The organism is Aquirufa antheringensis (assembly GCF_023921165.1).
Classification (GTDB): Bacteria; Bacteroidota; Bacteroidia; order Cytophagales; family Spirosomataceae; genus Aquirufa; species Aquirufa antheringensis.
This window is the reverse complement of sequence record NZ_CP049835.1, coordinates 889,561-914,567: the sequence shown is the minus strand read 5'-3', so window position 1 is coordinate 914,567 and position 25,007 is coordinate 889,561. Positions and strand designations below refer to the sequence as shown.

Annotated in this window: 24 protein-coding genes; all 24 read left to right on the top strand. The window is 33.0% G+C overall.

The features are described from left to right. Window positions 1-5: 5 nt before the first annotated feature. Window positions 6-944, top strand: coding sequence for a glycosyltransferase family protein (locus G9X63_RS04240; protein WP_252624528.1), 939 nt, complete (start codon window positions 6-8; stop codon window positions 942-944). A gap of 2 nt (window positions 945-946) precedes the next feature. Continuing rightward, window positions 947-1,735: a TIGR04325 family methyltransferase gene (locus G9X63_RS04235; RefSeq protein ID WP_252624526.1), complete on the top strand. Its 789-nt coding sequence runs from the start codon at window positions 947-949 to the stop codon at window positions 1,733-1,735. Between the two features lie 3 nt (window positions 1,736-1,738). Then, a complete protein-coding gene (locus G9X63_RS04230; protein ID WP_252624524.1) occupies window positions 1,739-2,641 on the top strand; it encodes a hypothetical protein in 903 nt (300 codons plus the stop codon). Window positions 2,642-2,645: 4 nt separating this feature from the next. Continuing rightward, entirely contained in the window at window positions 2,646-3,665 is a 1,020-nt protein-coding gene (locus G9X63_RS04225; protein WP_252624523.1) for a glycosyltransferase, read from the top strand. A gap of 7 nt (window positions 3,666-3,672) precedes the next feature. Then, window positions 3,673-4,038: a sugar 3,4-ketoisomerase gene (locus G9X63_RS04220; RefSeq protein ID WP_252624521.1), complete on the top strand. Its 366-nt coding sequence runs from the start codon at window positions 3,673-3,675 to the stop codon at window positions 4,036-4,038. Then, on the top strand, window positions 4,031-5,140 hold the full coding sequence (locus G9X63_RS04215) for a DegT/DnrJ/EryC1/StrS family aminotransferase (protein WP_252624519.1): 1,110 nt from the start codon (window positions 4,031-4,033) through the stop codon (window positions 5,138-5,140). The genes G9X63_RS04220 and G9X63_RS04215 overlap by 8 nt, the downstream gene beginning before the upstream one ends. Window position 5,141: 1 nt before the next feature. Continuing rightward, window positions 5,142-6,311, top strand: a complete 1,170-nt coding sequence (locus G9X63_RS04210) for a glycosyltransferase (RefSeq protein ID WP_252624517.1) — start codon at window positions 5,142-5,144, stop codon at window positions 6,309-6,311. Between the two features lie 8 nt (window positions 6,312-6,319). Next, on the top strand, window positions 6,320-7,249 hold the full coding sequence (locus G9X63_RS04205; protein ID WP_252624515.1) for a nucleotide-diphospho-sugar transferase: 930 nt from the start codon (window positions 6,320-6,322) through the stop codon (window positions 7,247-7,249). After that, on the top strand, window positions 7,246-8,487 hold the full coding sequence (locus tag G9X63_RS04200) for a glycosyltransferase (RefSeq protein ID WP_252624507.1): 1,242 nt from the start codon (window positions 7,246-7,248) through the stop codon (window positions 8,485-8,487). Before G9X63_RS04205 ends, G9X63_RS04200 begins: the two co-directional genes overlap by 4 nt. Further along, window positions 8,484-9,236: a glycosyltransferase family 2 protein gene (locus tag G9X63_RS04195; RefSeq protein ID WP_252624505.1), complete on the top strand. Its 753-nt coding sequence runs from the start codon at window positions 8,484-8,486 to the stop codon at window positions 9,234-9,236. The genes G9X63_RS04200 and G9X63_RS04195 overlap by 4 nt, the downstream gene beginning before the upstream one ends. Window position 9,237: 1 nt before the next feature. After that, complete coding sequence (locus G9X63_RS04190; RefSeq protein WP_252624503.1) at window positions 9,238-10,476, top strand: O-antigen polymerase; 1,239 nt, start codon at window positions 9,238-9,240, stop codon at window positions 10,474-10,476. Between the two features lie 3 nt (window positions 10,477-10,479). After that, entirely contained in the window at window positions 10,480-11,502 is a 1,023-nt protein-coding gene (locus G9X63_RS04185; RefSeq protein ID WP_252624501.1) for a glycosyltransferase, read from the top strand. After that, window positions 11,495-12,535 (top strand): polysaccharide biosynthesis protein, encoded by a 1,041-nt coding sequence (locus tag G9X63_RS04180; RefSeq protein ID WP_252624499.1) that lies wholly within the window; start codon window positions 11,495-11,497, stop codon window positions 12,533-12,535. The genes G9X63_RS04185 and G9X63_RS04180 overlap by 8 nt, the downstream gene beginning before the upstream one ends. A 2-nt stretch (window positions 12,536-12,537) precedes the next feature. Further along, the gene (locus G9X63_RS04175; protein ID WP_252624497.1) at window positions 12,538-13,653 is read left to right on the top strand and encodes a polysaccharide biosynthesis C-terminal domain-containing protein; all 1,116 of its coding nucleotides are present in this window, start codon (window positions 12,538-12,540) and stop codon (window positions 13,651-13,653) included. A gap of 11 nt (window positions 13,654-13,664) precedes the next feature. Next, entirely contained in the window at window positions 13,665-14,807 is a 1,143-nt protein-coding gene (wecB, locus tag G9X63_RS04170; RefSeq protein ID WP_252624496.1) for a non-hydrolyzing UDP-N-acetylglucosamine 2-epimerase, read from the top strand. Between the two features lie 20 nt (window positions 14,808-14,827). After that, window positions 14,828-16,036, top strand: coding sequence for a glycosyltransferase family 4 protein (locus tag G9X63_RS04165; RefSeq protein ID WP_252624495.1), 1,209 nt, complete (start codon window positions 14,828-14,830; stop codon window positions 16,034-16,036). Next, a complete protein-coding gene (locus tag G9X63_RS04160) occupies window positions 16,033-16,911 on the top strand; it encodes an NAD-dependent epimerase/dehydratase family protein (protein WP_252624494.1) in 879 nt (292 codons plus the stop codon). Before G9X63_RS04165 ends, G9X63_RS04160 begins: the two co-directional genes overlap by 4 nt. Before the next feature lie 13 nt (window positions 16,912-16,924). Further along, window positions 16,925-18,253 (top strand): UDP-glucose dehydrogenase family protein, encoded by a 1,329-nt coding sequence (locus G9X63_RS04155; protein ID WP_252624493.1) that lies wholly within the window; start codon window positions 16,925-16,927, stop codon window positions 18,251-18,253. 76 nt (window positions 18,254-18,329) lie between these two features. Then, window positions 18,330-19,391: a GDP-mannose 4,6-dehydratase gene (gmd, locus tag G9X63_RS04150; RefSeq protein WP_252624491.1), complete on the top strand. Its 1,062-nt coding sequence runs from the start codon at window positions 18,330-18,332 to the stop codon at window positions 19,389-19,391. Window positions 19,392-19,407: 16 nt separating this feature from the next. Further along, a complete protein-coding gene (locus G9X63_RS04145; RefSeq protein WP_252624489.1) occupies window positions 19,408-19,962 on the top strand; it encodes a sugar transferase in 555 nt (184 codons plus the stop codon). A 164-nt stretch (window positions 19,963-20,126) separates the two neighbouring features. After that, window positions 20,127-22,568: an SLBB domain-containing protein gene (locus G9X63_RS04140; protein WP_252624488.1), complete on the top strand. Its 2,442-nt coding sequence runs from the start codon at window positions 20,127-20,129 to the stop codon at window positions 22,566-22,568. Next, window positions 22,568-23,602, top strand: a complete 1,035-nt coding sequence (locus G9X63_RS04135; protein ID WP_252624487.1) for a hypothetical protein — start codon at window positions 22,568-22,570, stop codon at window positions 23,600-23,602. Before G9X63_RS04140 ends, G9X63_RS04135 begins: the two co-directional genes overlap by 1 nt. After that, entirely contained in the window at window positions 23,602-24,321 is a 720-nt protein-coding gene (locus tag G9X63_RS04130) for a glycosyltransferase family 9 protein (RefSeq protein ID WP_252624486.1), read from the top strand. The genes G9X63_RS04135 and G9X63_RS04130 overlap by 1 nt, the downstream gene beginning before the upstream one ends. Then, on the top strand, window positions 24,314-25,006 hold the full coding sequence (locus G9X63_RS04125) for a glycosyltransferase family 25 protein (RefSeq protein ID WP_252624484.1): 693 nt from the start codon (window positions 24,314-24,316) through the stop codon (window positions 25,004-25,006). The genes G9X63_RS04130 and G9X63_RS04125 overlap by 8 nt, the downstream gene beginning before the upstream one ends. Window position 25,007 lies beyond the last annotated feature (1 nt).

Below are 25,007 nucleotides of genomic sequence, written 5' to 3'. Positions count from 1 at the left end.
TATTAATGGAAAAATTAGCTCCTGTTGCATTATTTGTTTACAATCGTCCCGATCATACTCTTCAGACACTAGAAGCTCTATCAATTAACTTACTTGCTGATCAAACAAATTTATTTGTTTTTTTAGATGGACCTAAAGATGGTGCAGATCCGAACACTATTGCATTAATTCGGGAAACTAAAAACGTCATAAACTCTCGCCAATGGTGTAAAGAACAGATTTTAATAGAACGGGAGACCAATTTAGGTCTTGCTGAATCCATTATTCAAGGTGTTACTAATTTAGTTAATCAATTTGGGTCTATTATTGTTTTAGAAGATGATCTAGTTACCAGTAAATATTTTCTCAGCTTTATGAATAAAGCTTTAAATACTTTTGAGCTTGAGGGAAAGGTTGCATGTATTTCAGGATATAATTATCCGGTTGAAAACAAACTGCCAGAAACTTTTTTTCTAAAAGGAGCGGATTGTTGGGGTTGGGCAACGTGGAAGCGATCTTGGAATGATTTTGAACCTAATGGCCAAAAATTAGCTGACAAAATTAAAATATTGAAACGAGAGAGTGAGTTTGATTTTGATAATTCCTTTCCCTATTTCCAAATGTTATTAGATCAGATTTCAAAAAAAAATAATTCTTGGGCTATTAGATGGTATGCTTCTGCTTTTTTGAAGGATAAACTTTGCCTTTATCCAGGTGTGTCATTAATTAAAAATATAGGGCTAGATGGGAGTGGAACTCACAGTGGATCAGGTTTAGACTTTATGAATGCTGTGTTACTTGAAGATCATGATGTTACTATCAACAGTTCAATGCTTTTAGAGGAGGATAGGGCATCAAAATTGATTTTGGTTAACTATTTTAGAAAAAATTTCACAATGCAGCCAATTGGATATTTTCAGAGAATTGAGAAATTCATATTAAAATTTATCAAGAAATATAAATAATTGTGATAAAACGAATCATAAATAAAGTTGCATCTTTAATTAAATCCAATCCAATTTATGGTTGGAGTGGAGATTTTGAGTCATGGGAAGAAGCTACTTCTTTATGTAGTGGTTATGATCAGAGTAATATTCTTGAAAAAGTAAAAGAAGCAACTTGGAAAGTTAAAACAGGCGAAGCTATTTATGAGAGAGATTCTGTGATTTTTGACAAAATAGAGTATTCATATCCTCTAGCTGCATTTTTAATGTGGTCTAATATTAAATTAAGCAAGTTAAGTGTAATTGATTTTGGGGGCTCTTTGGGTAGCACTTTTTATCAAAATAAGTTTTTCCTAGATAGATATGATGAAATTAGTTGGAATATTATTGAACAAGAAAAATTTGTAAAAATAGGGAAAGAATTTTTCGAGGATGAAAGATTACATTTTTTTTATAATATAGATGAATGTTTGCACTTTTCTAAAACTAAAATTGATACTATAATTTTTTCAAGTGTATTACAATATTTGTCTGCGCCTTATGAATTATTGAATGATATATTAAAGTATGATTTTAAACACATCATTATAGATATTACAACTGTTCACGATCTAGATCTAGATCGAATTACAATTCAGCGGGTACCACCTTCTATTTATGAAGCTTCTTATCCAGCTTGGTTTTTTAGTGAAAAAAAACTTATTAATTTTTTTGAAAAAAACGGCTATAAATTAATAAATGATTGGAGCTTGCCATACCATATAAATATAGGGAAGCACAAAGGATATTTTTTTACCAAACTAACAAAATAAAAGATGTTTAATAAAATAATAAATCAATTATTATGCACGGAGTATTTTATTAATAAACCACCTTTATTAATAGATATTGGAGCCTCTGGTGAGATATATAGTAAATGGCAAAAAATAGCGCATCATTGCATTTGTGTAGCTTTTGATGCTGATACGCGAGAATTTAATGCTACTGTCGAAGAAAATCAGGGGTACAAAAAGTTATATAAAATAAATCGTATAGTAACTGCTGATGACTTAGAAACTAAAACATTCTATTTGACAAAAAGCCCTTATTGTTCTAGTACTTTAAATCCAGATATCTATCATTTGCAAGATTGGTATTTTAAGTCATTGTTTGAAGTTGAAGATACTGTTGCATTACCAGCCATTCAACTAAATAAGGCTTTAGAAGCAATTGGATTTGATTATATCGATTGGTTTAAAGTAGACTCTCAAGGTACAGATCTAGATATCTATTTAAGTTTACCCACAGAAATAAGGGAAAATATATTAGCAGCTGATTTTGAGCCAGGAATAATTGATGCCTATTTAGGGGAGGATAAGCTTTATCAAGTCCAAAAAGCAATTGAGGACGGGGGTATGTGGTTTTCTTCTTTTGTTGTAAAAGGGACTAAAAGAATTAATGAAAAATATGCTGGTATTAATTCTCAACTTAGGAATTCACCTTGTTGGGCAGAATTAACCGTTTTGAAAAATGGTGCAAATGGTGATATTCGATCTCTTTTACTGCTTATTATATTTAGTTTAATTGAAGATCAATGGGGTTATGCATTGGAGCTTATAGATAAGTCAAAATTTGATAATGATATTCTAGCCGAAATTAGAACTGATATTTTGAGGGAAGTTTCAAAAAATAGTAGTAAAAAAATTTGGGATAGAATAAAATCATTATTTAGAGGGTAAATTAATGTTAAATTTCTGTACTCTTTTTAATTCGACTTATCTCATTTATGGAATATCATTATATGAGTCATTAACAAAACATTGTCCTTCTTTTCATTTATATATTTACGCATTCGACGATGAATGTTATGATTATTTTTCAGAAAAAAGCCTGCCTAATATTACTATAATTAGGCTTGATGACTTTGAAGATGAGGATTTATTAAATATTAAAAACAGTAGATCGTTTGGTGAATACTGTTGGACTTGTACACCATCCGTAATAAGGCATGCTATATCTTCATTTAATTTAGATAAATGTACCTATGTAGATGCTGATTTGTTTTTTTTCTCTTCTCCTCAGCCATTATTTGATGAATTAGGCAGTAAATCTGTATTGATTACTGAACATCGCTACTCATCTAGATACGATCAATCAGCTGAAAGTGGTATTTACTGTGTACAATTCATGGTTTTCAAGAATACAGTGGAAGGGATGAAGGTTCTTGATTGGTGGAGAAATGCTTGTATTGAATGGTGCTTCAATAGATTTGAAGACGGGAAATTTGGAGATCAAAAATACCTAGATGATTGGTTAGAAAGATTTGATACAGTTCATTCGTTGCAGCATATAGGTGGAGGGGTGGCTCCTTGGAATGTTCAAAATTATAAATTTGAACAAGATGGGGACAAGGTTTTTGTTATTGAAAATCATTCAAAAGTTGAATTAATTTTTTACCATTTTCACGATTTGAAATTTTTTCAAAACAATGTCGTTAGACTTACTAACGAAGTTTATGTTTTGCCTAAATCAGTTATATCTTTCATTTACAATAAGTACCTTAAGGTTGCTTTTACTATTTTAAATCAAGAGAGTAAATTTAACTTTTTTAGTAATGTCCCACCTAACTATTTTAATAGAGTATTATTTTTAACACTTCTCATAAAATTGAGGCTTCAATATATTGTCGATGCTATCAAGATGAGGCAATTCTATAGACTATTTTCTAAAGGAAATTATTTTTCTTTCTCGAGATTTAAATAAGAAACGAATGTCAAAATTATTAAAATTACAAACCTTTTCAGATACTAGAGGTAACCTTACAGTAATAGAAAAAGTTCTTTCTTTTGATATAAAGCGAGTTTATTACATTTATGATGTAGACAATTCAATAAGAGGAGGTCATAGACATATAGAAACAAAACAAGCTGCAATTTGCATAAGCGGCTCTTGTACAATATATATGAATAATGGTAAATCAGAGCGGACATATAAACTTACTAATCCAGATGAATGTTTATTAATTGATCCAGAAGATTGGCATACGATGTACGATTTTTCAGAAGGAGCGATTTTGATGGTTTTGGCTTCTAAAGAATTTGATAAAAACGACTATATCTTTGATAAGTATGAATAACTTGATTGAATACGAAAATCTTTCTAAACTTAATAATCCTTTTTTTCAGGAATATAAGTTGAAATTAGAGCAATTTTTAGAAAAAGGATGGTTCGTTTTAGGTGATGAAGTCAAGACATTTGAAAACCAATTTGCTAAGTATTGCGGCAGCAAACATTGTGTGGGAGTTGCTAATGGACTAGATGGATTGGTTCTAGCACTCAGGTCACTTAATCTTCCTGAAGAAAGTCAAGTGATTGTCCCCTCTAATACCTATATAGCAAGCATTTTAGCCATTTTTCAAGCTGGATTAAAACCCATTTTGGTTGAACCTGATATAGCTACCTACAATATTGACCCTATTTTGATTGAAGGAAAGATTACTCCTAAGACTAAAGCAATTATGGTTGTGCATCTTTATGGGAAGGTGTGTGATATGGCTCCGATATTAGAGATTGCAAAAAGATATAATTTGCATATAATTGAGGATTGTGCTCAATCTCATGGTGCAACTTACAAAGGCCAAAAATCGGGTACTTTTGGTGATATATCTGCTTTTAGTTTTTATCCAACAAAAAATTTGGGGGCATTAGGAGATGCGGGATCTGTTAATACAAACATTGACGATTTAGCAACTAAAGTTCGGTCTCTTAGGAATTATGGGTCTTCTAAAAAGTATTTCAATGATTACATTGGGTACAATTCACGACTTGATGAAATTCAGGCTTTATTTCTAAATATTAAATTAAAGTCTTTAGATGAAATTAATTTACACAAAAGAAAGCTTGCCTCGATTTATTTAGAAAATTTGAATGATGCTTATATTAAGCCCGTGGTAAATAAAGACTATTATGATGTATATCATATATTTAATATTAGATATAGTCATCGTGATAAATTAAAAGAATACCTTAATGAAAATGATATTAGAACTGAAATACATTATCCAGTAGCTCCAATTCATCAGAAAGCAACAAAAGGGTTATTTCTAAATGAAAAGACTCCTATCGCAGAAGAAATTCATGCCACTACATTAAGTTTGCCCATATCATTTTTTCATACTGAAGAAGATGTTTATAAAGTTGTTGAAATAATGAATAAATTTGTAACGACCATTAATTAAAATGCGAATAGTATTATTTGATTATAATGTTGAAGGGCATCATTTTACTTACATAAATTTGATTTCTTTAGCACTTTATAATCATGGATATGATGTGACAATATTGTCTCCATGTACTGATTTGAATAAATACACTCTTCAGGAAAATTCGCGCGTAAAAATCATTCCAATAACTAATTACCCAATAAAACCAGATAAATTTAATTTTTTTTCAACTAGAAATTATGTTATTAATCTTTGGAGGTCTACGGCGAAGGAACTAGATGCATTAAAATTAAATCATGAAAAAGATTTAATTTTTTTTCCTTCAATTGACGAATATATTACTGCCTACATTCCATTATATATTGTTGAAAAGATATTTAAATATAGGTGGGTGGGTTTATATATAAAACCAAGATATTTAAGAGTAAAACAAAAGTATTCCCAACTACGAAAAGGGATTTTAAATATTAATTATTTACTAAAATTAAAGACTTGCAAAAATATAGCAGTACTTGATCCAGGAGTTACCGAAAATTTAAAGAAAATACTTCCGAGCAAGAATATAGTTTTTTTACCCGATGTGATTTCTGAGGATACGCCCGATAATTCAATTAAAGAATATCAACAAATTATTAATCTTTCCAGCGGCAGAAAAATTGTCTTGTTAATAGGTGCCATAGATCGGAGGAAAGGACTTATTAATTTTATTGAGGCATCAAAAATGATGGATCCCTCTAAGTATTTTTTTGTTGTTGCTGGGAAAATTTATAAAAATACCTTTTCCTCTCTTGAACAAAATTATTTAGAGGAGCTTCAGCAGGGCGTAAATAATTTGTATTTTTTTTCTCAAAATATTCCTTCAGAAGCTAATTTTAATGCTTTAATTACTCTTTGTGATATTCTTTTTGCTTCGTATTTAGATTTTCCATATAGCAGTAATATGATAGGGAAAGCTGCATTTTTTAAAAAACATATAATAGTTTCTAAAGGGTATTTAATGCAAGAACTTGTTGAAGAATATGATCTAGGTATAGCGGTTGATAATGATATTAGTGATTTGATTAATGCTATCGAGATTCTTTCAGTTAAGCCTACAAACGAAATGGGGATATCAAATTATTTAGAAGAATACTCTTTGAGCAAGTTCTCCCACTCCTTAAAAGAATTAGTTGGCGATTTTCTTTAATTTATTTTATGAATTCAAAATTTGACGTCCCTTTATTATTAATAATTTTTAATAGACCAGAGGAAACGAGTATAGTATTTGAAACTATAAGAAAAATTCAACCAACTAAGCTTTTTATCTCTGGTGATGGTCCCCGTTTAGGAAATAGTAATGATGAAGCTAAAATTGTTGAAACAAGAAATTTAGTTTTAAATAATATTGATTGGGATTGTGAATGTCTTACTAATTTCAGTGAACAAAATTTAGGTTGTGGGAGATCCGTAAGTAATGGGATTTCGTGGTTTTTTGAAAATGTTCCTTTTGGCATTATTTTGGAAGATGATTGTTCTCCTCAGATTGATTTTTTTAATTATGCTAAAGAATTACTGATAAAGTATGAAAACGATTTAAACATTTGGCATATATCTGGTAATTCTATTGTTAACCAAAATGTTTTCAAAAGGAGGGATATTTCATCATACTATTATTCAAATTTTAATCATGTTTGGGGGTGGGCAACTTGGGCTAATAGATGGAAGTATTATGATTTTAAACTTTCTAATATTAATGAGACTAATTTTATTAAGGAGCGTTTTTCATTAGTTAAAGATATTGAATTTTGGGAAAATTTATTTTTCAAAATGAAAAATTCTGAAATTGACACATGGGATTATCAATGGACATTTGCCATGTGGTATAACAATGGGATAAGTATTGTTCCTAAAATCAATTTAATTGAAAATATTGGTTTTGGCGAAAATGCAACACATACTTTATTGGCGCCTAATTTTTCAACGACATCCTTTTCACTGAGTCAAATAGTGCATCCATCAGAAATCATAATCAATACAAAGGCTGATAACTATGTAATGAGAAAAATATTTGTTTTGTCATTTGTTAATCGGTTAAAGATTAAATTATCAATTCTGATAAAAAATATAAGTGAAATCTTTAGATGAAAGTATTAATAGTTAACACGTTTGATTCTGACGGTGGTGCTGCGAGAGCAACCAAAAGGTTACATGATGGCTTGATTAAATACGGCATAAATTCAAAAATGCTAGTTATGCAAAAAAAGAGCCTTGATGCTAATGTCATAACGGTTAATTCACTATTCATCAAATATTTTTCTATTGTTAAAATTTTACTGGACCTACTTCCTGCTAGATTATATAACCGGAAACTTAAAGAGATTTTTTCCTCAGGATGGTTATCTTCTAAAAGTGTAGTCAATAAAATTAATTCTGAAAGTCCTGATATTGTTCATTTACATTGGGTTAACTCGGGTTTTCTTTCTATAAAAGATATAGCCAAAATTAAGTCTACAATTGTATGGTCAATGCATGACAATTGGATATATACAGGTGGTTGTCATGTGTCCCATTCTTGTTTTAATTTTCAAAATAAGTGTGGCAATTGCCCTAAATTAGATTCAACTTTTGATTATGATCTTAGTAGGCTAATTTATAATAGAAAGCTTAGTGTCATGAACAAAATTCCTTCTAATAAATTACATTTTGTCGCTTTAAGCAAATGGATTGGTGAACAAGCGGCAACCTCTAAATTAATGTCAAAATTCACTATTAATAACCTTCCCAATCCCATTAATACTTCTCTTTTTACAAAACGAGATAAATTATTTTCCAGAAAATTGTTGAATTTAAATTCCTCAGGTAAAAAGTTTGTATTATTTGGCGCTTTAAATCCTTTCAGTGATTATAATAAGGGGTTTCATTTATTACAACAGGTAGTCCGACTTTTATCTGATTATGATATCACATTTTTAGTTATTGGTGGAGGAACCGAAACTGTTGATTTGGGAGGAAATATAGACATTATAAACTTGGGTAAGTTTTCGGATGATTTATCTTTAACTATTGCTTTAAGTGCAGCTGATCTTTTTATCTCTCCATCCCTTCAGGAGAATTTATCTAATTCTATTATGGAGAGTTTAGCTTGTGGAACTCCAGTAGTTGCCTTTAACACCGGGGGAAACTCCGATTTAATCATTCATAGAAAAAATGGTTATTTGGCAAATAAATTTGAAATTGAGGATTTTTCGAAAGGAATTGTTGAAATACTTTATAATTCGGAATACGAAGTAATTTCAAATTTTTCTAAAAAAAATGTAATAGACAATTTTTCAGAAGAAGTTGTTATACCTAAATATATACAATATTATAACAGCCTTCTATGAAACAATTTGGAACAGAGAAGATTTCTATAATTACTGTTGTATATAATTCTGAAGATTTAATCGAAGACACAATTTTGAGTGTACTAAATCAAAAGTACAGTAACTTAGAATACATTGTAGTGGATGGTGCTTCAACTGATAAAACTGTTGAAATAATTTCAAAGTATCTTGACAGAATTGATGTTTTTATTTCTGAACCTGATTTAGGAATTTATAATGCAATGAATAAAGCATTATCATACGTTACAGGGGAATGGGTAAACTTTATGAATGCAGGTGATTTGTTCTATAATTTTGAAACGATTAACACAATTTTTGGTCAGAGTCAAGTTACAAATAGTGGGTTCTCAATTATTTACGGTAATCATATATTAATGTATAAAGATGCTGAGGTTTTGAGAATCCCGAGATCTCTTAATTTGTTATGGATGGGAATGACTATACAACATCAAAGCATTTTTGTGAATTCCAAAGTATTTGAAACAGAAAAATTTAATGAGAATTATCGATTTGCTGCAGATTTTGACCTTTTTTATAAATGTTACAAGAAAAATTTAAAGATTAATAAAGCTAATCAAGCAATTTCAAAAGTAACTCCAGGAGGTTTTTCCGAATCTAATAGTGTTAAAACCTATTTAGAATTTATGCATATTACTCTTAATTATGAAAAAAATATTTTGATAAAATTCTATTACTGCTGTTTAATTCCTAAGATTTATCTAGTTAGCCAGCTAAAAAGGTTTTTATAATATGAAAAATATTTTTTTAAGTGCGATTAAAATAAATGTTTCTGATTTCAAGTATTGGGCGTTATTGTTTTTTTGTTTTTTCCCTTATTTGAATTTACTTAGATTAGGAACAGATACTCAGCCTAACGCTTTAATTTTCGCATTTTATATATTCCTGATTAATATTAATAAAAGCATTCCTAAAAATTATTTGATTACTATTATCGTATTTTTTATTGCAGTAATGATTTTGTTGATTTCCGGGTTTAGTTTAAATTCAATATTAAGTTTTTCTAATTACTCCTCAATTTTAATTGTTCCAATTGCAGTTTATTTTTCATTGAAAAAATTAAATGGATTTTCGTATAAATTCTTCAAATGTTGTGTTTATGCATGGCTAGTTGTAGGCTTAATTCAAAAGTTTATATCTAGTACTTTTTTGACCTTTTTATTATCTCGATCTTCTGGAGTTGCTTTAGATAGTTCTTTAAATACTAGGGGGGTTGTGGGGCTTGCACCTGAACCTACATATCATGGATCTACCATATTATTGTTTTTGATAGTGTATCTATTAAACTTTTATGAGAAAAAGGACTATAAATTATTGATGATTTTAATTTTCCAATTATTCTTTCTTTCAATTTCAAGTACCTCTATTGTTGTATTATTTGTAAGTATTTTATTTCTATTTTCTTATTTATTGTTTAAATCAAAATTCTTAACGGTAGTTTACACTTTAATAGGAGCATCTTTTATTGTTCTTTCATTAATTTTTCTAGCCCCTCTATTTAGTAATACAAGAATCTATAATATAATGAACCTGGTTATTTCAAACCCGCAATTAATATTTTTTGATCAAAGTATTAGTGAAAGATTTAATGCTGTATATTTTACAATTTCAAGTTTGATTGAAAATTTTGGAATGCCTAAAGGGTTTAATTCATATCAAAATTATATTTACGAAAAGAGTTTGCTACCTGAATATAACATTTATTTTATTAATTATCGGTTTGAGAATTATTCAAGAATTCTAAGTGGCTATGGTATGGGGTTTTATGAATTGGGGGTTTTCGGATTATTGATTCCAGGGTTTATATTCCTTACAATAAGAAGGCAAATCAGTAAAATAAATATTTTGTTCTCAATTATTTTATTTAATCTACTTTTATTTACTGCTATGTCATTAAATAATTCGGCTATTTTATTTGTAATTGGGAATATGATATTTTCAAATTATAGGTTTATTAATAAAATTGTGTAGCTAATGGTATTGATAGATGCTTTGCATATTAATAATGGTGGCGGCAAGATTTTATTGGATTATTTAATCTCTGAAAATAATATTAAATCTAAATCTAGTATGCATTATTTGTTAGACTATAGAATAAAAGATAATCATACCAAAATTACTAATGGTACATATGAATATTTAAAATCAGGGCTATTTACGAGACTATTATTTTACATTAGAAGAGTTAGTGAGTTTGATCTTGTTTTTAGTTTTGCAAATATTCCTCCATTATTTAAATTAGATATACCAGTTTATACTTATTTCCATCAACCTCTTTTTTTGGAAATTGAAAATGGACTTCCATTTAAACAAAAATTATTATTATGGTTGAAAACACTGATTATCTCATTCAGTATCGATAATACTAATAAGTGGATTGTGCAATCGCAGCTAATTAAAGATAAATTATCTGAAAAATATGGAATCTTAAAGAATCAAATATTAATTATTCCTTTTTATCCATCACTCCCTAAATTGGATTGTTTAATTAAACGGGAATTAATATTTTTATATGTAAGTAATGGGGAACCTCATAAAAACCACAAAAGGTTACTAGAGGCATTTGTTTTATTCTTTGATATGATGAAAATGTCAGAGCTGCATCTGACAATTGATAGATCTTATACAACACTTAGCGATATAATATCTTCACTACAAGATATAGGGTATCCTATCGTTAACCATGGATTTCTAACTCATTCAGAGTTATCTTATTTATACTCGAGGTCTCAATACATGATATTTCCTTCCTTAGCAGAAAGTTTCGGAATGGGAATTGTTGAAGCGTTAGAAAATGGGTGTAAGATTATTGGTGCCAATCGTTCATATATGTTTGCAATTTGTAATCCTAGTATTACATTTAATCCTGAATCAGTTGAAGATATATCTAAATCAATGATAAATGCTATCCAAGGGGATAATTCAAATTCAGAGCAATTAGTATTCAATAAAATTGATGAACTACTGTTAATATTAAATAATTTAAATAATGATTAAACAAAATATTCTTTTGATCACTGGTGGAACTGGCTCTTTTGGGAATGCAGTTTTAAATCGTTTCTTGAAAACGGATGATTTTTCAGAAATCAGGGTTTTTAGCAGAGATGAAAAAAAGCAAGATGATTTACGTAAAAGAGTTAATAATAAAAAGGTAAAGTTTTACTTGGGAGATGTTCGAGATCGCGAAAGTTTAATTCCAGCTGTTAATGGTGTGGATTATATATTTCATGCGGCAGCATTAAAGCAAGTTCCATCATGTGAATTTTTCCCGCTAGAGGCAGTAAAAACTAATATTATTGGTACTGATAATGTATTAACAGTTGCACAAGATTTTCAAGTTAAAAAGGTGGTTGTTTTGAGTACTGATAAGGCAGCTTATCCTATTAATGCGATGGGTATGTCTAAAGCGTTGATGGAAAAAGTAATGGTAGCAAAATCTAGAAATATAGATTCGTCTAAAACTATTTTTTGTGGAACGCGATATGGTAATGTAATGGCATCTCGAGGGTCTGTTATTCCTTTATTCATAGATCAAATTAAGGAGGGGAAGCCTTTAACTCTAACAGATCCTAATATGACCCGATTTATGATGACATTAGAAGATGCTGTTGATTTAGTGCTTTATGCTTTTGAAAATGCAAAACAAGGAGATCTATTTGTTCAGAAAGCACCTTCTGCTACAGTAGGGACTTTGGCTGAAGCGTTAATTGACCTTTATAAATCTAAGAGTGAAATAAAAGTAATTGGAACTAGACACGGTGAAAAATTATATGAAACTCTTGTCAACAGAGAGGACATGGTTAAAGCTCACGATTTAGGAGAATATTATCGTATACCTGCAGACAATCGGGATTTAAATTATGATCAATACTTTTCTGAAGGCACACCAGATTTGTCTAATTTGGAGGAATATCATTCCCATAATACATCAATTTTAGATAAAGAAGGAATGAAGAAATTGTTATTAAAATTGCCTATTATTAAAAAAGATATTTTAGGCGAAGTCGACGCAATTCAATATCCTTACTAAGTATGGTCAAAGTAGGAATAACAGGATCTAATGGTTTTATTGGTTGGCACTTAAGTCAGACATTAGCTTTAGATATCAATAAATTTTCTGTAGTAAAATTTAAACGAGATTGGTTTGATGATATCTCTAGTTTAGATTTATTTGTTTCAAGTTGCGACATAATCATCCATTTAGCAGCAGTAAATCGCCACAGTGATGAGCGTATTATTTATGATACAAATGTTGGATTAACGGAAAAATTAATTGAGTCATTTAGAAGGACTGGATTTAGTGGGCAAATACTTTTCTCATCTTCAATTCAAGAGGAAAGAAACAACCCATTTGGTAATTCTAAAAAGGTATCTCGTGAATTGTTTTGTAAATGGGCAATAGAAACAGGGGCAAGTTTTCAGGGATTAATAATTCCGAATGTATTTGGTGCATTTGGTGTTCCATTTTATAATTCTGTTATTTCTACTTTTTGCCATCAGTTAGTTAATAATGAAACACCCAAAATAGAGAATGACTCCAAACTTAATTTAATCTATATCAATGATTTAGTAAAAGTTATCATTGATTTAATTGAGGTTAGGTCTATTGAAAATATAAATATTGACTTCACTGATTCTTATAAAGTTTCTGAACTATTAAAGTTATTAATTTCTTTTAAAGTTAAATACTTTGAAAATGGTCAAATCCCAGACTTTTCTTCCAAGTTTGAACTAAATTTATTTAATACATTTCGCTCCTATTTGGACCTGAATAATTATTTTCCCAAGAAATATATAAATACAAAAGACGACAGAGGAAATTTTGTTGAATTGATCAGATTAGAATCGGGGGGGCAAGTATCTTTTTCAACAACTAAAATAGCAATCACAAGAGGTAATCATTTTCATACTAGGAAAATCGAGCGGTTTTCAGTTATTAAAGGTGAGGCGCTAATTCAACTAAGAAAGATAGGCACAGACCAAATTTATGAGTATTCTCTTTCAGGACAGGAGCCAGCTTATGTTGACATGCCTATTTGGTTTGCTCATAATATTAAAAATATTGGCAAAGAAGACTTATATACGATGTTTTGGATCAATGAATTTTATGATGCTAATGATTCAGATACTTATTTTCAAGAAGTATAAATTAATTTAATATGGATAATCGTTTAAAAGTAATGACTGTTGTGGGCACCAGGCCTGAAATTATTAGATTAGCAAGAGTCATGAATGCTTTAGATAAATCTGATGCAATTGAGCATATTTTAGTTCATACTGGTCAAAATTATGACTATGAACTAAATCAAATATTTTTTGATGATTTAGCTATTCGTAAACCAGATTACTTTTTAAATGCTGCAGGAGCAAGCGCCACAGAAACTATTGGAAAAATTTTAATTAATATTGATCCACTTTTAGAGGAAATTAAGCCGGATGCATTTTTAGTATTAGGGGATACTAATAGTTGCTTGTGTGCAATTCCAGCAAAAAAACGACACATTCCTATTTTCCACATGGAGGCGGGAAACCGATGTTTTGATCAGCGTGTCCCCGAAGAAACAAATAGAAAGATTGTGGATCATATTTCTGATATTAATTTGACATACAGTGATATTGCACGTGAATACCTATTGCGTGAAGGATTATCTGCAGATAGAATAATTAAAACAGGTTCACCAATGTTTGAGGTGTTGAATCATTATATGCCTTCAATTAAATCTTCAGATATATTAATTCGGTTAAAATTAGAACCACAAAAATATTTTGTTGTCTCCGCTCATCGAGAGGAGAATATAAGTAATGAGCCTAATTTTTCAGGACTAGTTTCAAGTTTAAATTTAGTGGCTGAGAAATATAATTTGCCAATAATAGTTAGCACTCATCCGCGAACTAGAAAAATGATTGATTCAAGAGGAATTGCCTTGCATCAAAATATTCAGTTACTGAAGCCTTTAGGGTTTAATGATTATAATGCATTACAACTACATTCTAAAGCGGTTTTGTCTGATAGCGGAACTATTTCTGAGGAATCCTCAATTTTGAATTTCCCAGCTTTGAATATTAGGCAAGCACATGAAAGACCTGAAGCGATGGAGGAAGCCTCTGTCATGATGGTAGGACTAAATTCTGAGAGAATATTACAAGGATTAGTTCAACTTGAATCACAAAAACTGGGTGATGAAAGGTTGTTTAGAAACGTAGCAGATTATTCAATGCCTAATGTTTCAGATAAGGTGGTTAGGATTATTATAAGTTATGTGGATTATATTAAAAGAGTAGTTTGGAGCGAAGGGATATAAGAAGAGTATTAATACACTCATTGGTATTTAGTCCTGATGGGGTATCAACGGCATATTTATACAATGACATTGCTCTTGGGCTTGTTGAAAATGGATTTGATGTTGTTGTATTAACAACAACTCCACATTACAATTTAATTGAGTCGGAATTGGTTAAGCAACCAATAGAGAAAAAGTTGTTTGGATTGTATTACCTAAGTGACTTTAAGGGTATTCAAGTATATCATATACCACTAAAAAAATACAAAAATACAGGAAAGAGATTAATATCTTTTTTTTATTGGCACATTCTGTCTTTGTTTATTGGTTTTTCAATTAAAAAAATAAATTTCGTTCTTAGCCCTTCGCCTCCCCTTAGTATAGGTTTTATTTCTTTGTTAATTGCGAAATTTAAAGGGGCAAAATCGGTTTATAATGTCCAAGAAATCTATCCTGACTTGTTGATCAATCAAGGGAATGTTAAATCTTCAATCATTATTAATCTGCTTAAGAAATTTGAGAAATTTATCTATAAACATTCTGCTGCAGTTACCACAATTGATGAAGTATTTTATGCTAAAATTTCATCAAGATTTTCTGATATTAGTAAACTTAAAATCATTCCAAATTTTGTTGATACGGATTTATATAAACCATTAAATTACAAGCAGGACTTACCATCTGTTTTTGGGAGTGATAATGGAAAAATTAAAATTCTGTATGCAGGTAATATCGGTTTTTTCCAAGATTGGGCACCTATTTTGTTTGCTGCTAGAGAGTTATTAGAAGAAAATATAGAGTTTTGGATTATTGGAGAGGGTGTTCAAAAAGAGTATCTGGAAATAGAAATTCAGAAACAAAATTTAAGTAATGTCCGAATTTTTCCTTATCAAAACAGAGAGCTAATACCTGTCATAAATAATTATGTGGATATTCATTTTATTGCCATTAATCCTTTAATGGAACAAGAAGGATTCCCATCTAAGGTTTATACTATTATGGCGTGTGCTAAGCCAATCATAGTAGTCACTGGAGAGAAGACTCCATTGTATAATTTTTTGGAGAATAAAAATTGTTCATTGCTTATTACTAATGATCGAAATAGCGGTTTTACCGAGGCGATAAGGAAATTGGCAAATGATAAAGCTTTGAGAGAAAAACTTGGCAATAACGGCTATGAATTAATAGTTAACAAATATTCCAAAAGGGTAATCCTTTCCAAATATGCAGATCTATTTAAAGCTTTATGAGCAGTATATTTATTACTGGTAGCACAGGATTTGTAGGGAGGAATTTAATTTCTCACTTCAACACAAAGTATTCTATTTTTCCGTATTTAAAAAATGCTCCTATTTCTATAAATCAAGATATTGTTCTTCATCTTGCAGGTAAAGCGCATGATTTAAATAATGTTTCAGATCCGCGTGAATATTATGAAGTTAATACGGAGTTAACTAAAAAAGTCTTTGATGTTTTTTTAGAATCAAATGCAAGAACATTTATTACTTTAAGTTCTGTAAAAGCAGTAGCTGATGTAGTATATGACGAATTAACAGAAATAACAGAACCAAATCCTAAGACTCATTATGGCAAGAGTAAATTGTTAGCAGAACAATATATTTTATCAAAGCCTATTCCTAAAGGGAAAAGAGTATTTATATTAAGGCCATGTATGATCCATGGACCTGGCAATAAAGGGAATCTAAATTTGCTTTATAAAGTTGTGACCAAACTTAGGGTTTGGCCACTTGGGGCCTTTGCAAACAAAAGATCCTATTGCGGAGTTAATAATCTTTTATTTGTGATAAATGAATTAATCAATAACGTAGAAGTTTCTTCGGGTATATATAATGTATCTGATAACAATCCATTGTCATCAAATCAAATTATTGAACTAATTTCTTCATCAGAGGGAAAACGTATTTTGATATTACACATTCCTCAAAGAATTATAAGATTTATTTCAAAGCTTGGCACTTTGTTGAATTTTGGATTTAATGAAAGGAGTCTTTCAAAAGTAACTAGCAATTATATTGTGAGTAATGAAAAGTTAAGAATAGCATTAAAAAAGGAATTGCCGTATGATGTTATTCAAAACATGATTTATACATTAAAGTCATTTTAATTAAAATAATTTTATGAGAATTACGGTTGTAGGAACAGGTTATGTAGGTTTAGTAACGGGTACGTGTTTTGCCGAAACAGGAAATAATGTTACTTGTGTTGATATTGATGCTAACAAAGTAGTAAAGCTTAATAGTGGGAAAATTACCATATATGAACCAGGATTAGAGAAATTATTTCTAAGAAATATTAAAGAGAATCGCTTAACATTTACTACAAATTTAGAAGAAGCAATTGAACATGCCGAGATTGTTTTTCTGGCCTTACCAACTCCTCCTGGAGCAGATGGTAGTGCTGATCTGAAATACATTCTAGGAGTGGCGGATCACCTTGGAAAAATTCTGAAAAGCTATAAAGTTATTGTAAATAAAAGCACTGTGCCTGTAGGAACTGCCGATAAAGTTCAATTGGCCATTTCTCAAAATTTTAGAGGCGATTTTGATGTTGTAAGTAATCCTGAATTTTTAAGAGAAGGTGTTGCTGTGGATGATTTTATGAAACCAGATCGCGTGGTTATTGGTACTAAATCTGATAGAGCAAAAAAAATAATGAGTGACCTTTATGCTCCATTTGTTAGACAAGGAAATCCAATAATCTTTATGGATGAACGAAGCTCAGAGTTAACAAAATATGCAGCTAATTCATTTTTAGCAACAAAAATTTCATTTATGAATGAAATTGCGCAGTTGTGTGAGAAACTTGGAGCAGATGTAGATTTTGTTCGCAAAGGAATAGGTAGTGATGATAGAATAGGTAAGAGATTTTTGTTCCCTGGTATAGGCTATGGAGGGTCATGTTTCCCAAAAGATGTTCAAGCACTAATAATGTCTTCGGATGAGGTACAATATGATTTTGAAATTTTGAGGGCTGTTGAAAAAGTAAATAAAAATCAAAAGCTTCACCTAGTCAATAAGATAAAATCCTATTTTAAGAATGATTTGAATGGTAAGCATTTCGCATTGTGGGGCTTAGCCTTTAAGCCCAATACGGATGATATTCGTGAGGCTCCAGCTTTAGTTATTATAGAAGCACTGATTAAGTTAGGCGCAACTATTACCGCGTATGATCCTGAGGCGATACCTAATGTTAAGGCGATACTAGGAGAAAAAATTAGATTTGTTGAAAATCAATATGATGCACTAATTGAAGCCAATGCTTTAATTATTGCTACTGAGTGGAGTGAATTTAGAACTCCAGATTTTGATCGAATGAATTTGCTTTTGGACGGCAATAAAGTAGTTTTCGATGGCAGAAATTTGTTTGAAGTCAATAAAATGATAGAACTTGGATACTATTATGAAAGTATAGGTAGACATTCTAATTTTAAAAAACCGCTAAACTAATTTTATAATTATTAGTTGTTCCAATTCTCAATAAATCTTAGTTTTTTTAAGAAAAAGTAATTTTATAATTTATTAAATGAAAAAAGCAATTATTACCGGTATAACTGGCCAGGACGGAGCTTATCTAGCAGAGTTTTTATTGAAAAAAGGATATGAAGTTCACGGTATTAAAAGAAGATCTTCTCTTTTTAATACGCAAAGAATTGATCATTTATATCAAGACCCTCACATTCCAGATAGAAATTTACATTTGCATTATGGAGATTTAACTGACAGTACAAATCTAATTAGGATAATACAAGAAGTTCAACCAGATGAAATTTATAATCTAGCTGCTATGAGCCATGTGCATGTTAGTTTTGAGACACCAGAATATACAGCTAATGCTGATGGAATTGGAACTTTAAGGATTTTGGAAGCGGTTAGACTACTAGGCCTTACTCAAAAGACTAAAGTATATCAAGCATCTACATCTGAATTATACGGATTAGTACAAGCCGTACCTCAAAGTGAATCAACACCATTCTACCCTAGATCGCCATATGCTGTGGCGAAATTGTATGCCTATTGGATAACGGTAAATTATAGGGAAGCATACAATATGTTTGCTTGTAATGGAATTTTATTTAATCACGAATCTCCTCAACGAGGAGAAACCTTTGTTACCCGAAAGATTACTCGTGCAACTGCTCAAATAGCTCTTGGGTTAGAAAAGTGTTTGTATTTAGGTAACTTAAATTCAAAAAGAGACTGGGGTCATGCAAAAGATTATGTGGAAGGTATGTATCTTATGTTGCAGCAAGATGTACCTCAAGATTTTGTACTAGCGACTGGAGTTACCACAACAATTAGAGATTTTGTGAAAATGTCATTCGCGGAGATCGGTGTTAAATTAGATTTTCGCGGTTTAAATGAGAATGAGGAAGGATTCATTGTTGAAAACCTAGGAAAATATAAACTTAACGTAGGAGATGTGATTGTAAAGGTTGATCCTAAATATTTTAGACCAACTGAAGTTGACTTGTTGATTGGAGATCCTTCAAAAGCCAACAAGATTCTAGGCTGGAAGCCTAAGTACACACTGGAATCATTAGTAAAAGAGATGGTTGAAAGTGACGTAGCATTATTTAGCAAATAATTAAAATAAGACATAGATGATTTTTCGAAAATTAGCAGCTATTTTTTTACTAATAATCTTAAGTCCTGTATTTATAATTGTTGCGATGCTGATTTATATAGAAGATGGGTCGCCTATATTTTTCGAGCAAAAAAGGGTTGGAGCAAATTGTTCATTCTTTAGAATAATTAAGTTTAGGACTATGAAAAAGGGAACTCCTAATGTCGCAACTCATTTACTTGACAACCCTAATCAATATATTCTTTCAATTGGGAAGATATTACGAAAATCAAGTTTGGACGAATTGCCCAATTTGATAAATATTATTAATGGAGAAATGGCATTTATAGGTCCTCGTCCTGCACTCTTTAACCAGAATGACTTAATGGAATTAAGAGTCTTACATGGTATTCATGTGTTAATGCCTGGAATTACTGGATGGGCTCAAATAAATGGTAGAGATGAGATTTCTATAGAAAAAAAAGTTGCATTCGAGAAGCAGTATTTACTAATGCAGTCTTTTAGGGTAGATTGTTTAATTTTGTTTAAAACTGTATTTAATATTCTATTTAAGAAAGATATTCATCATTGATAATTGTTTATGGATGAATTAATAAATAAAAAGCCAAGAAAACATTTCTTGGCTTTTTATTTATTGCAAACTTATCCCTTAAAATTTAATCCTTTATTTTTAAAATAGTATTTTTACGATAGTGTGGTTAGAACAATAAACGTTTTAACTAAAATTAGTTCGAAATGAAAGCATTCAGAATACTTATTCTTGTAATTTTAGCCCTTCCTGCTTTAGCTCAGGATATTCCGGTTGACATTAATAATATTAGTGATCAGCAATTAGCCCAGATCATGTTGAAATACAAATTGCAGGGTTTATCCCCGCAGGAGGTAGAACAATTGTTAAAAGAAAAAGGTGTTCCTGGTGATCAGATCATAGTTTTAAATCGCCGAATAGCTTCTTTAGACCCCTTAAGTGGAAAGTCAGAGAATGGTTATCGTTCGAAAACATCAGAAGAAATTACGGTTCCTCGTAAGAGTGTTGTAATGTCTGTGCCTTCTGTCGCATCTAATGCAATTGGCTTACATGTTTTCGGATCCGAAATTTTTGAAAACCAAAACTTGAGCTTTGAGCCTAATTTGACCATTTCTACGCCGCGTAACTACGTAATAGGTGTTGGTGATGAGATTATTGTAGATATTTATGGCTTAAGTGAGAGTACTAAAAAATTAAAAGTTAATACGGAAGGATTTATTCGTTTTCCTAATCTTGGACCTGTAAAAGTAGGAGGGTTAACAATCGAAGAGGCGCAAGTTCGTATTCGTGATTCTGCAGCTAAAATATATACTACAATTTCTGCTGGCGGCACGAAAGTGATGGTCTCATTAGGTCAATTACGTTCTATTCGAGTGACCTTAGTGGGCGAGGTGAAGAAACCGGGTAACTATTCTGTTTCCTCTCTTTCTACCTTGATGAATGCGCTGTATGCATCTGGAGGGCCATCTGATTTAGGCTCTTTCCGCAAGATCGAATTAGTGCGGAATGGAAAAGTAATCACGACCTTAGATTTATATGACTTTTTATTAAAGGGAGATCTATCGAAAAATAGAATCTTGCAAGACGACGATGTTATTCGCGTAGGAACTTATGAATCTCGTGTGGCGATCAGCGGCGCTGTGAAGAAGAAGGCTTTGTTTGATGTGAAGAAGGGCGAAAATGCAGCAGATATCTTGCGTTATGCGGGGGGCTTTGCAGATGACGCGTTCAAAGAGCGTATTCGCGTGAAGCGGATGGGTGCGACTGGATTTGAGGTTTTTTCGGTGAAGTCTGATGGTCTTTCGGCATTTCAATTACATTCTGGAGATACGTTGGTGGTAGATGCTTTGGCAAACACCTTTACAAATAGGGCCTTTATCGATGGCGCGGTGTACTATCCAGGGGAATATGGCTTGAATGAATTTGCGAATTTGAAAGACTTATTAACAGCAGTTCGCGTCAAGGAAAATGCGTTTACAGAACGCGCGCTCTTAAGTCGATTGAATCCAGATTTAACGCCAACGGTGTTGCCTTTTAATGTGAAAGATGTCCTTTCAGGTAAGACCGATATCCGCTTACAACGCGAGGACAAAATACATATTTACCCCATCACGAGTTTACGTGAGGCCTATTCTGTGACGATTAATGGGGAGGTAAATCGCCCAGCGACGTTCACTTTTGCGGACAATATGCGCGTGCAAGATTTGATTCTATTAGCGGACGGCTTTAAAGAAGGGGCATCGCGTTCTCGCATCGAGGTTTCGCGTCGTTTGTTATCTACATCTTCTACTGATACGACGGCTTATTCGATTATACATTCGATTGATTTAGGTTCAGCTAAGGCGGAGAATTTGAACTTCGTATTGCAGCCTTTTGACATTGTTTCTGTACGAAAATCACCATCATACCGTACTCAAATCACGGTTTCTGTAGAAGGAGAAGTGCTGTATCCAGGAAATTATACCTTATCAGGAAATAAGGAGCGACTTTCTGATATCATTGCTCGTTCAGGTGGTTTGAAGCAAACGGGTTATGCAACGGGCGCAATCTTATTGCGCAAGACGCGGGTGAATCAGACATCTGCGGATGAGGCGCTGTTCTCTTCCAAGATCAATACGATTTCAAATCAATCGAAGCGTAGTTCAGGCAATTCATTTGCCGCAACTGATACGGCGAAGATTGCTTCGAACGTGAATGGTTTGTTAGTGGATCAAAAGCCAGTAGGTATTCGCCTTGCGGAGGCAATGGAGAAGCCAGGTTCGCTTTATGATATTATTTTAGAAGAGGGTGATGTAATCAAAGTGCCTAAGTTAACGCAGACGGTGCAGACTTTTGGGGCAGTAAATGTTCCTCGCCAAATCGCCTACCACAGCGGTTTAGGTTTCCGTCGCTTAATCTCAGAGTCTGGTTGGTTTGCTCCTAATGCAGCCCGCCGTTACGCCTATATGGTACGCCCTAATGGCGAGATCAAAACAACGAAACGCTTCCTGTTCTTCCGCTTCTACCCTAGCCTAGAGCCAGGCGCAGAAGTATATGTGCCCGCTAAGAAAGAGAAAAAGCCTATTTCTACACCGGAATACATCGCTTTAGGAACGGGGCTAGCATCCTTAGGAGGCTTAATTATCGCTTTAATTAACACGGTGAAATAATGGCAGACAAGAAAACCATCGTTTTAGGAGATGTCATCGAATCGATCAAACGATTCTTTAGCTACTTGCGTTCACAGGTTTTAATGATTGCCTTATGTGCTGTCATTGGCCTTGTTTTACCACTGGTTTACCGCGCGATGCAAAAACCTGCTTATGCGGCGTCTACGACGTTTATCCTAGAAGAGAAATCTGCCGGTGGCGGAGGCCTTGCGGGGATTGCCTCCCAAGTAGGCTTGGATTTAGGGAGTCTAGGAAGTGGTTCGAGCTTGTTTACAGGCGATAATATCTTAGATATCATCAAGTCCCGTGTCATTATTGAGAAAGTGTTATTGACGCCTATTTCGGGTTCTGCAGGTAAGACATTAGCGGATTTGTATTTGGAGTTTTCGGGTTTAGGAGAGCGTTTGCCGGCTCCTGTTTCGTTTGCTATTCCGGCTGCTTCTGCCGCTGTTGTGCCGGCGCATTCCGTTTATCAAGATTCAGTCTTATATGTGATGTACGAGCAAATCGCGAAGAAAAACGTGTCTGTGGATCGTTTGAATAAGAAGGGTTCCATCTTTAAGATCGTTACGGTTTCCCAAAACCAGGTGTTCTCTAAGAATTTTGCTGAGCGTTTGTTAAAAGAGACGACGACCTATTACGTGAATGTGAAAACGAGCACTGCAGCTGCGAACGTGAAGCGTTTGCAGGCACGTGGTGACTCTTTGTTACGCGTTTTGAATGCGAAGTCCTATAACGCGGCTTCTTTCCAGATACTAGATCCGAACGTGGCCTACAAGTCCATGTCTGTTCCGGCGGAAGTCAGCTCACGCGATAAATCCATCGTCTTCAGTATCTATGCGGAAGTGACGAAAAACTTGGAAATGAGCCGCATCGCCTTGGTTTCTCAGACTCCGGTGATTCAGCTACTGGATGTGCCTAAATACCCACTGATGGATGATCGCAAATCTTATCTGTTCTTAGGATTCGCTGGATTGTTTGCTGGACTTTTAGTCGGATTCTTCCTTTGCCTCTACCTTTATACGGATAAATAATGCGTCGGGTGTTTCTATTGCGCGCTTACGGAGATTTTGCGATAGCGGTGCAAGCCCTTGCTGCGACCGATGTGATCGTAGCCTCATTGCATTTGAAACCTTTATATGATGCGCTGATATCGCGAGGCTGTATTTCACCTCGTTCAATAGACTTTGTGGATTTCGGGATAACAGGATCGCAATTAAATCTATTTACGAATAAGACGTTTTTCAGTAATGACACATTTCGTCAATTATCGAAAATCAGGAAATATATAAGCGCAAATCCAGGAACGTCTGATTTTGTGGAACAAAGCGCACGCCTAGGTCTATTGAATTTCTTTACGGGTTATTCGTTTAAAGCGATTTTCGAAACAAGGGAGCCGGTGTATGCGGCTTATGCTTTGCCTGCACAGGGTCTGGAAAGAAAAGGCGACAAGGTATTGATCTTGCCAGATGCACGATTGCCTAAGCGTGTCATTCCTTCCCCGATTTTGGCGCGAATCGATGGTCAAGTAGCGCGGTTCGGGTCTGATTATACTACGTTCGAGCAATTAATCGACTTGATTCAAGCGTCTGATTATGTGGTGACTTCAGATTCATTGCCTTTACATTTGGCCTATCTATGCCGCAAGCCCCATTTCATTCTATACCCTGATGGGGGCAAGCAGGATTTCTTTACGCCGGACGCCTTAGCTTCTGGATCTTTCAGTACATTTAGCCAATTCGATCATGTTTAAGCGCGCGTTCGTCCTTTTTGCGGAACATGAGACAGAGCGAAAGGCCCACGTGGAGGCGATACGATCCGCGCTTCCTGCGTTAGAAGTGGTGGAACCAGTATTTCCGTCACGAGTGCACGTTCCTTTTTTAGAGGCGTTGATCGAAAAATCTTACTCGCGGACCGGTAAGGGATTATTGCCTACAGAAATTGGGGTGATATTGAGCCACCGCAAGGTGTGGCGTATGATTGCACGCGAAAGTTCAAATAAGCATTTCTTGGTATTAGAATCCGACAGCCGGATCTTGAAGCCGGAACTTTTGCAATCAGAAACGGTAGAGAAATACGATTTTTTCTTCTGGGGTGCTTGGAATGGCTATGCTAGTTTGAAACGCTCCACGAAAGAGAATGGCATAGGAGAACCCTTGATTAAGTCCGTTTATGGGGCTTACGGCTATTCCTTGAATGCGAAGGCCGCGAAGTATTTGTTACAAAAAACAGCACGGATTGCCTATCCGGTAGACATGTACAAGCGTTTTGTGGATCCTTCGGAGATTTCTCTGGGTGCCATTGTACCGGAAGTGATTTCAACCTGGCGCACATCTGATTCTCTGATTCGACAGGAGAGTCGCAGACATCTGTTGACCGCTGAATTAATTCGGATGATTTTCTATTGCCGAAACACGATACAATCGTACTTTTGTTAAA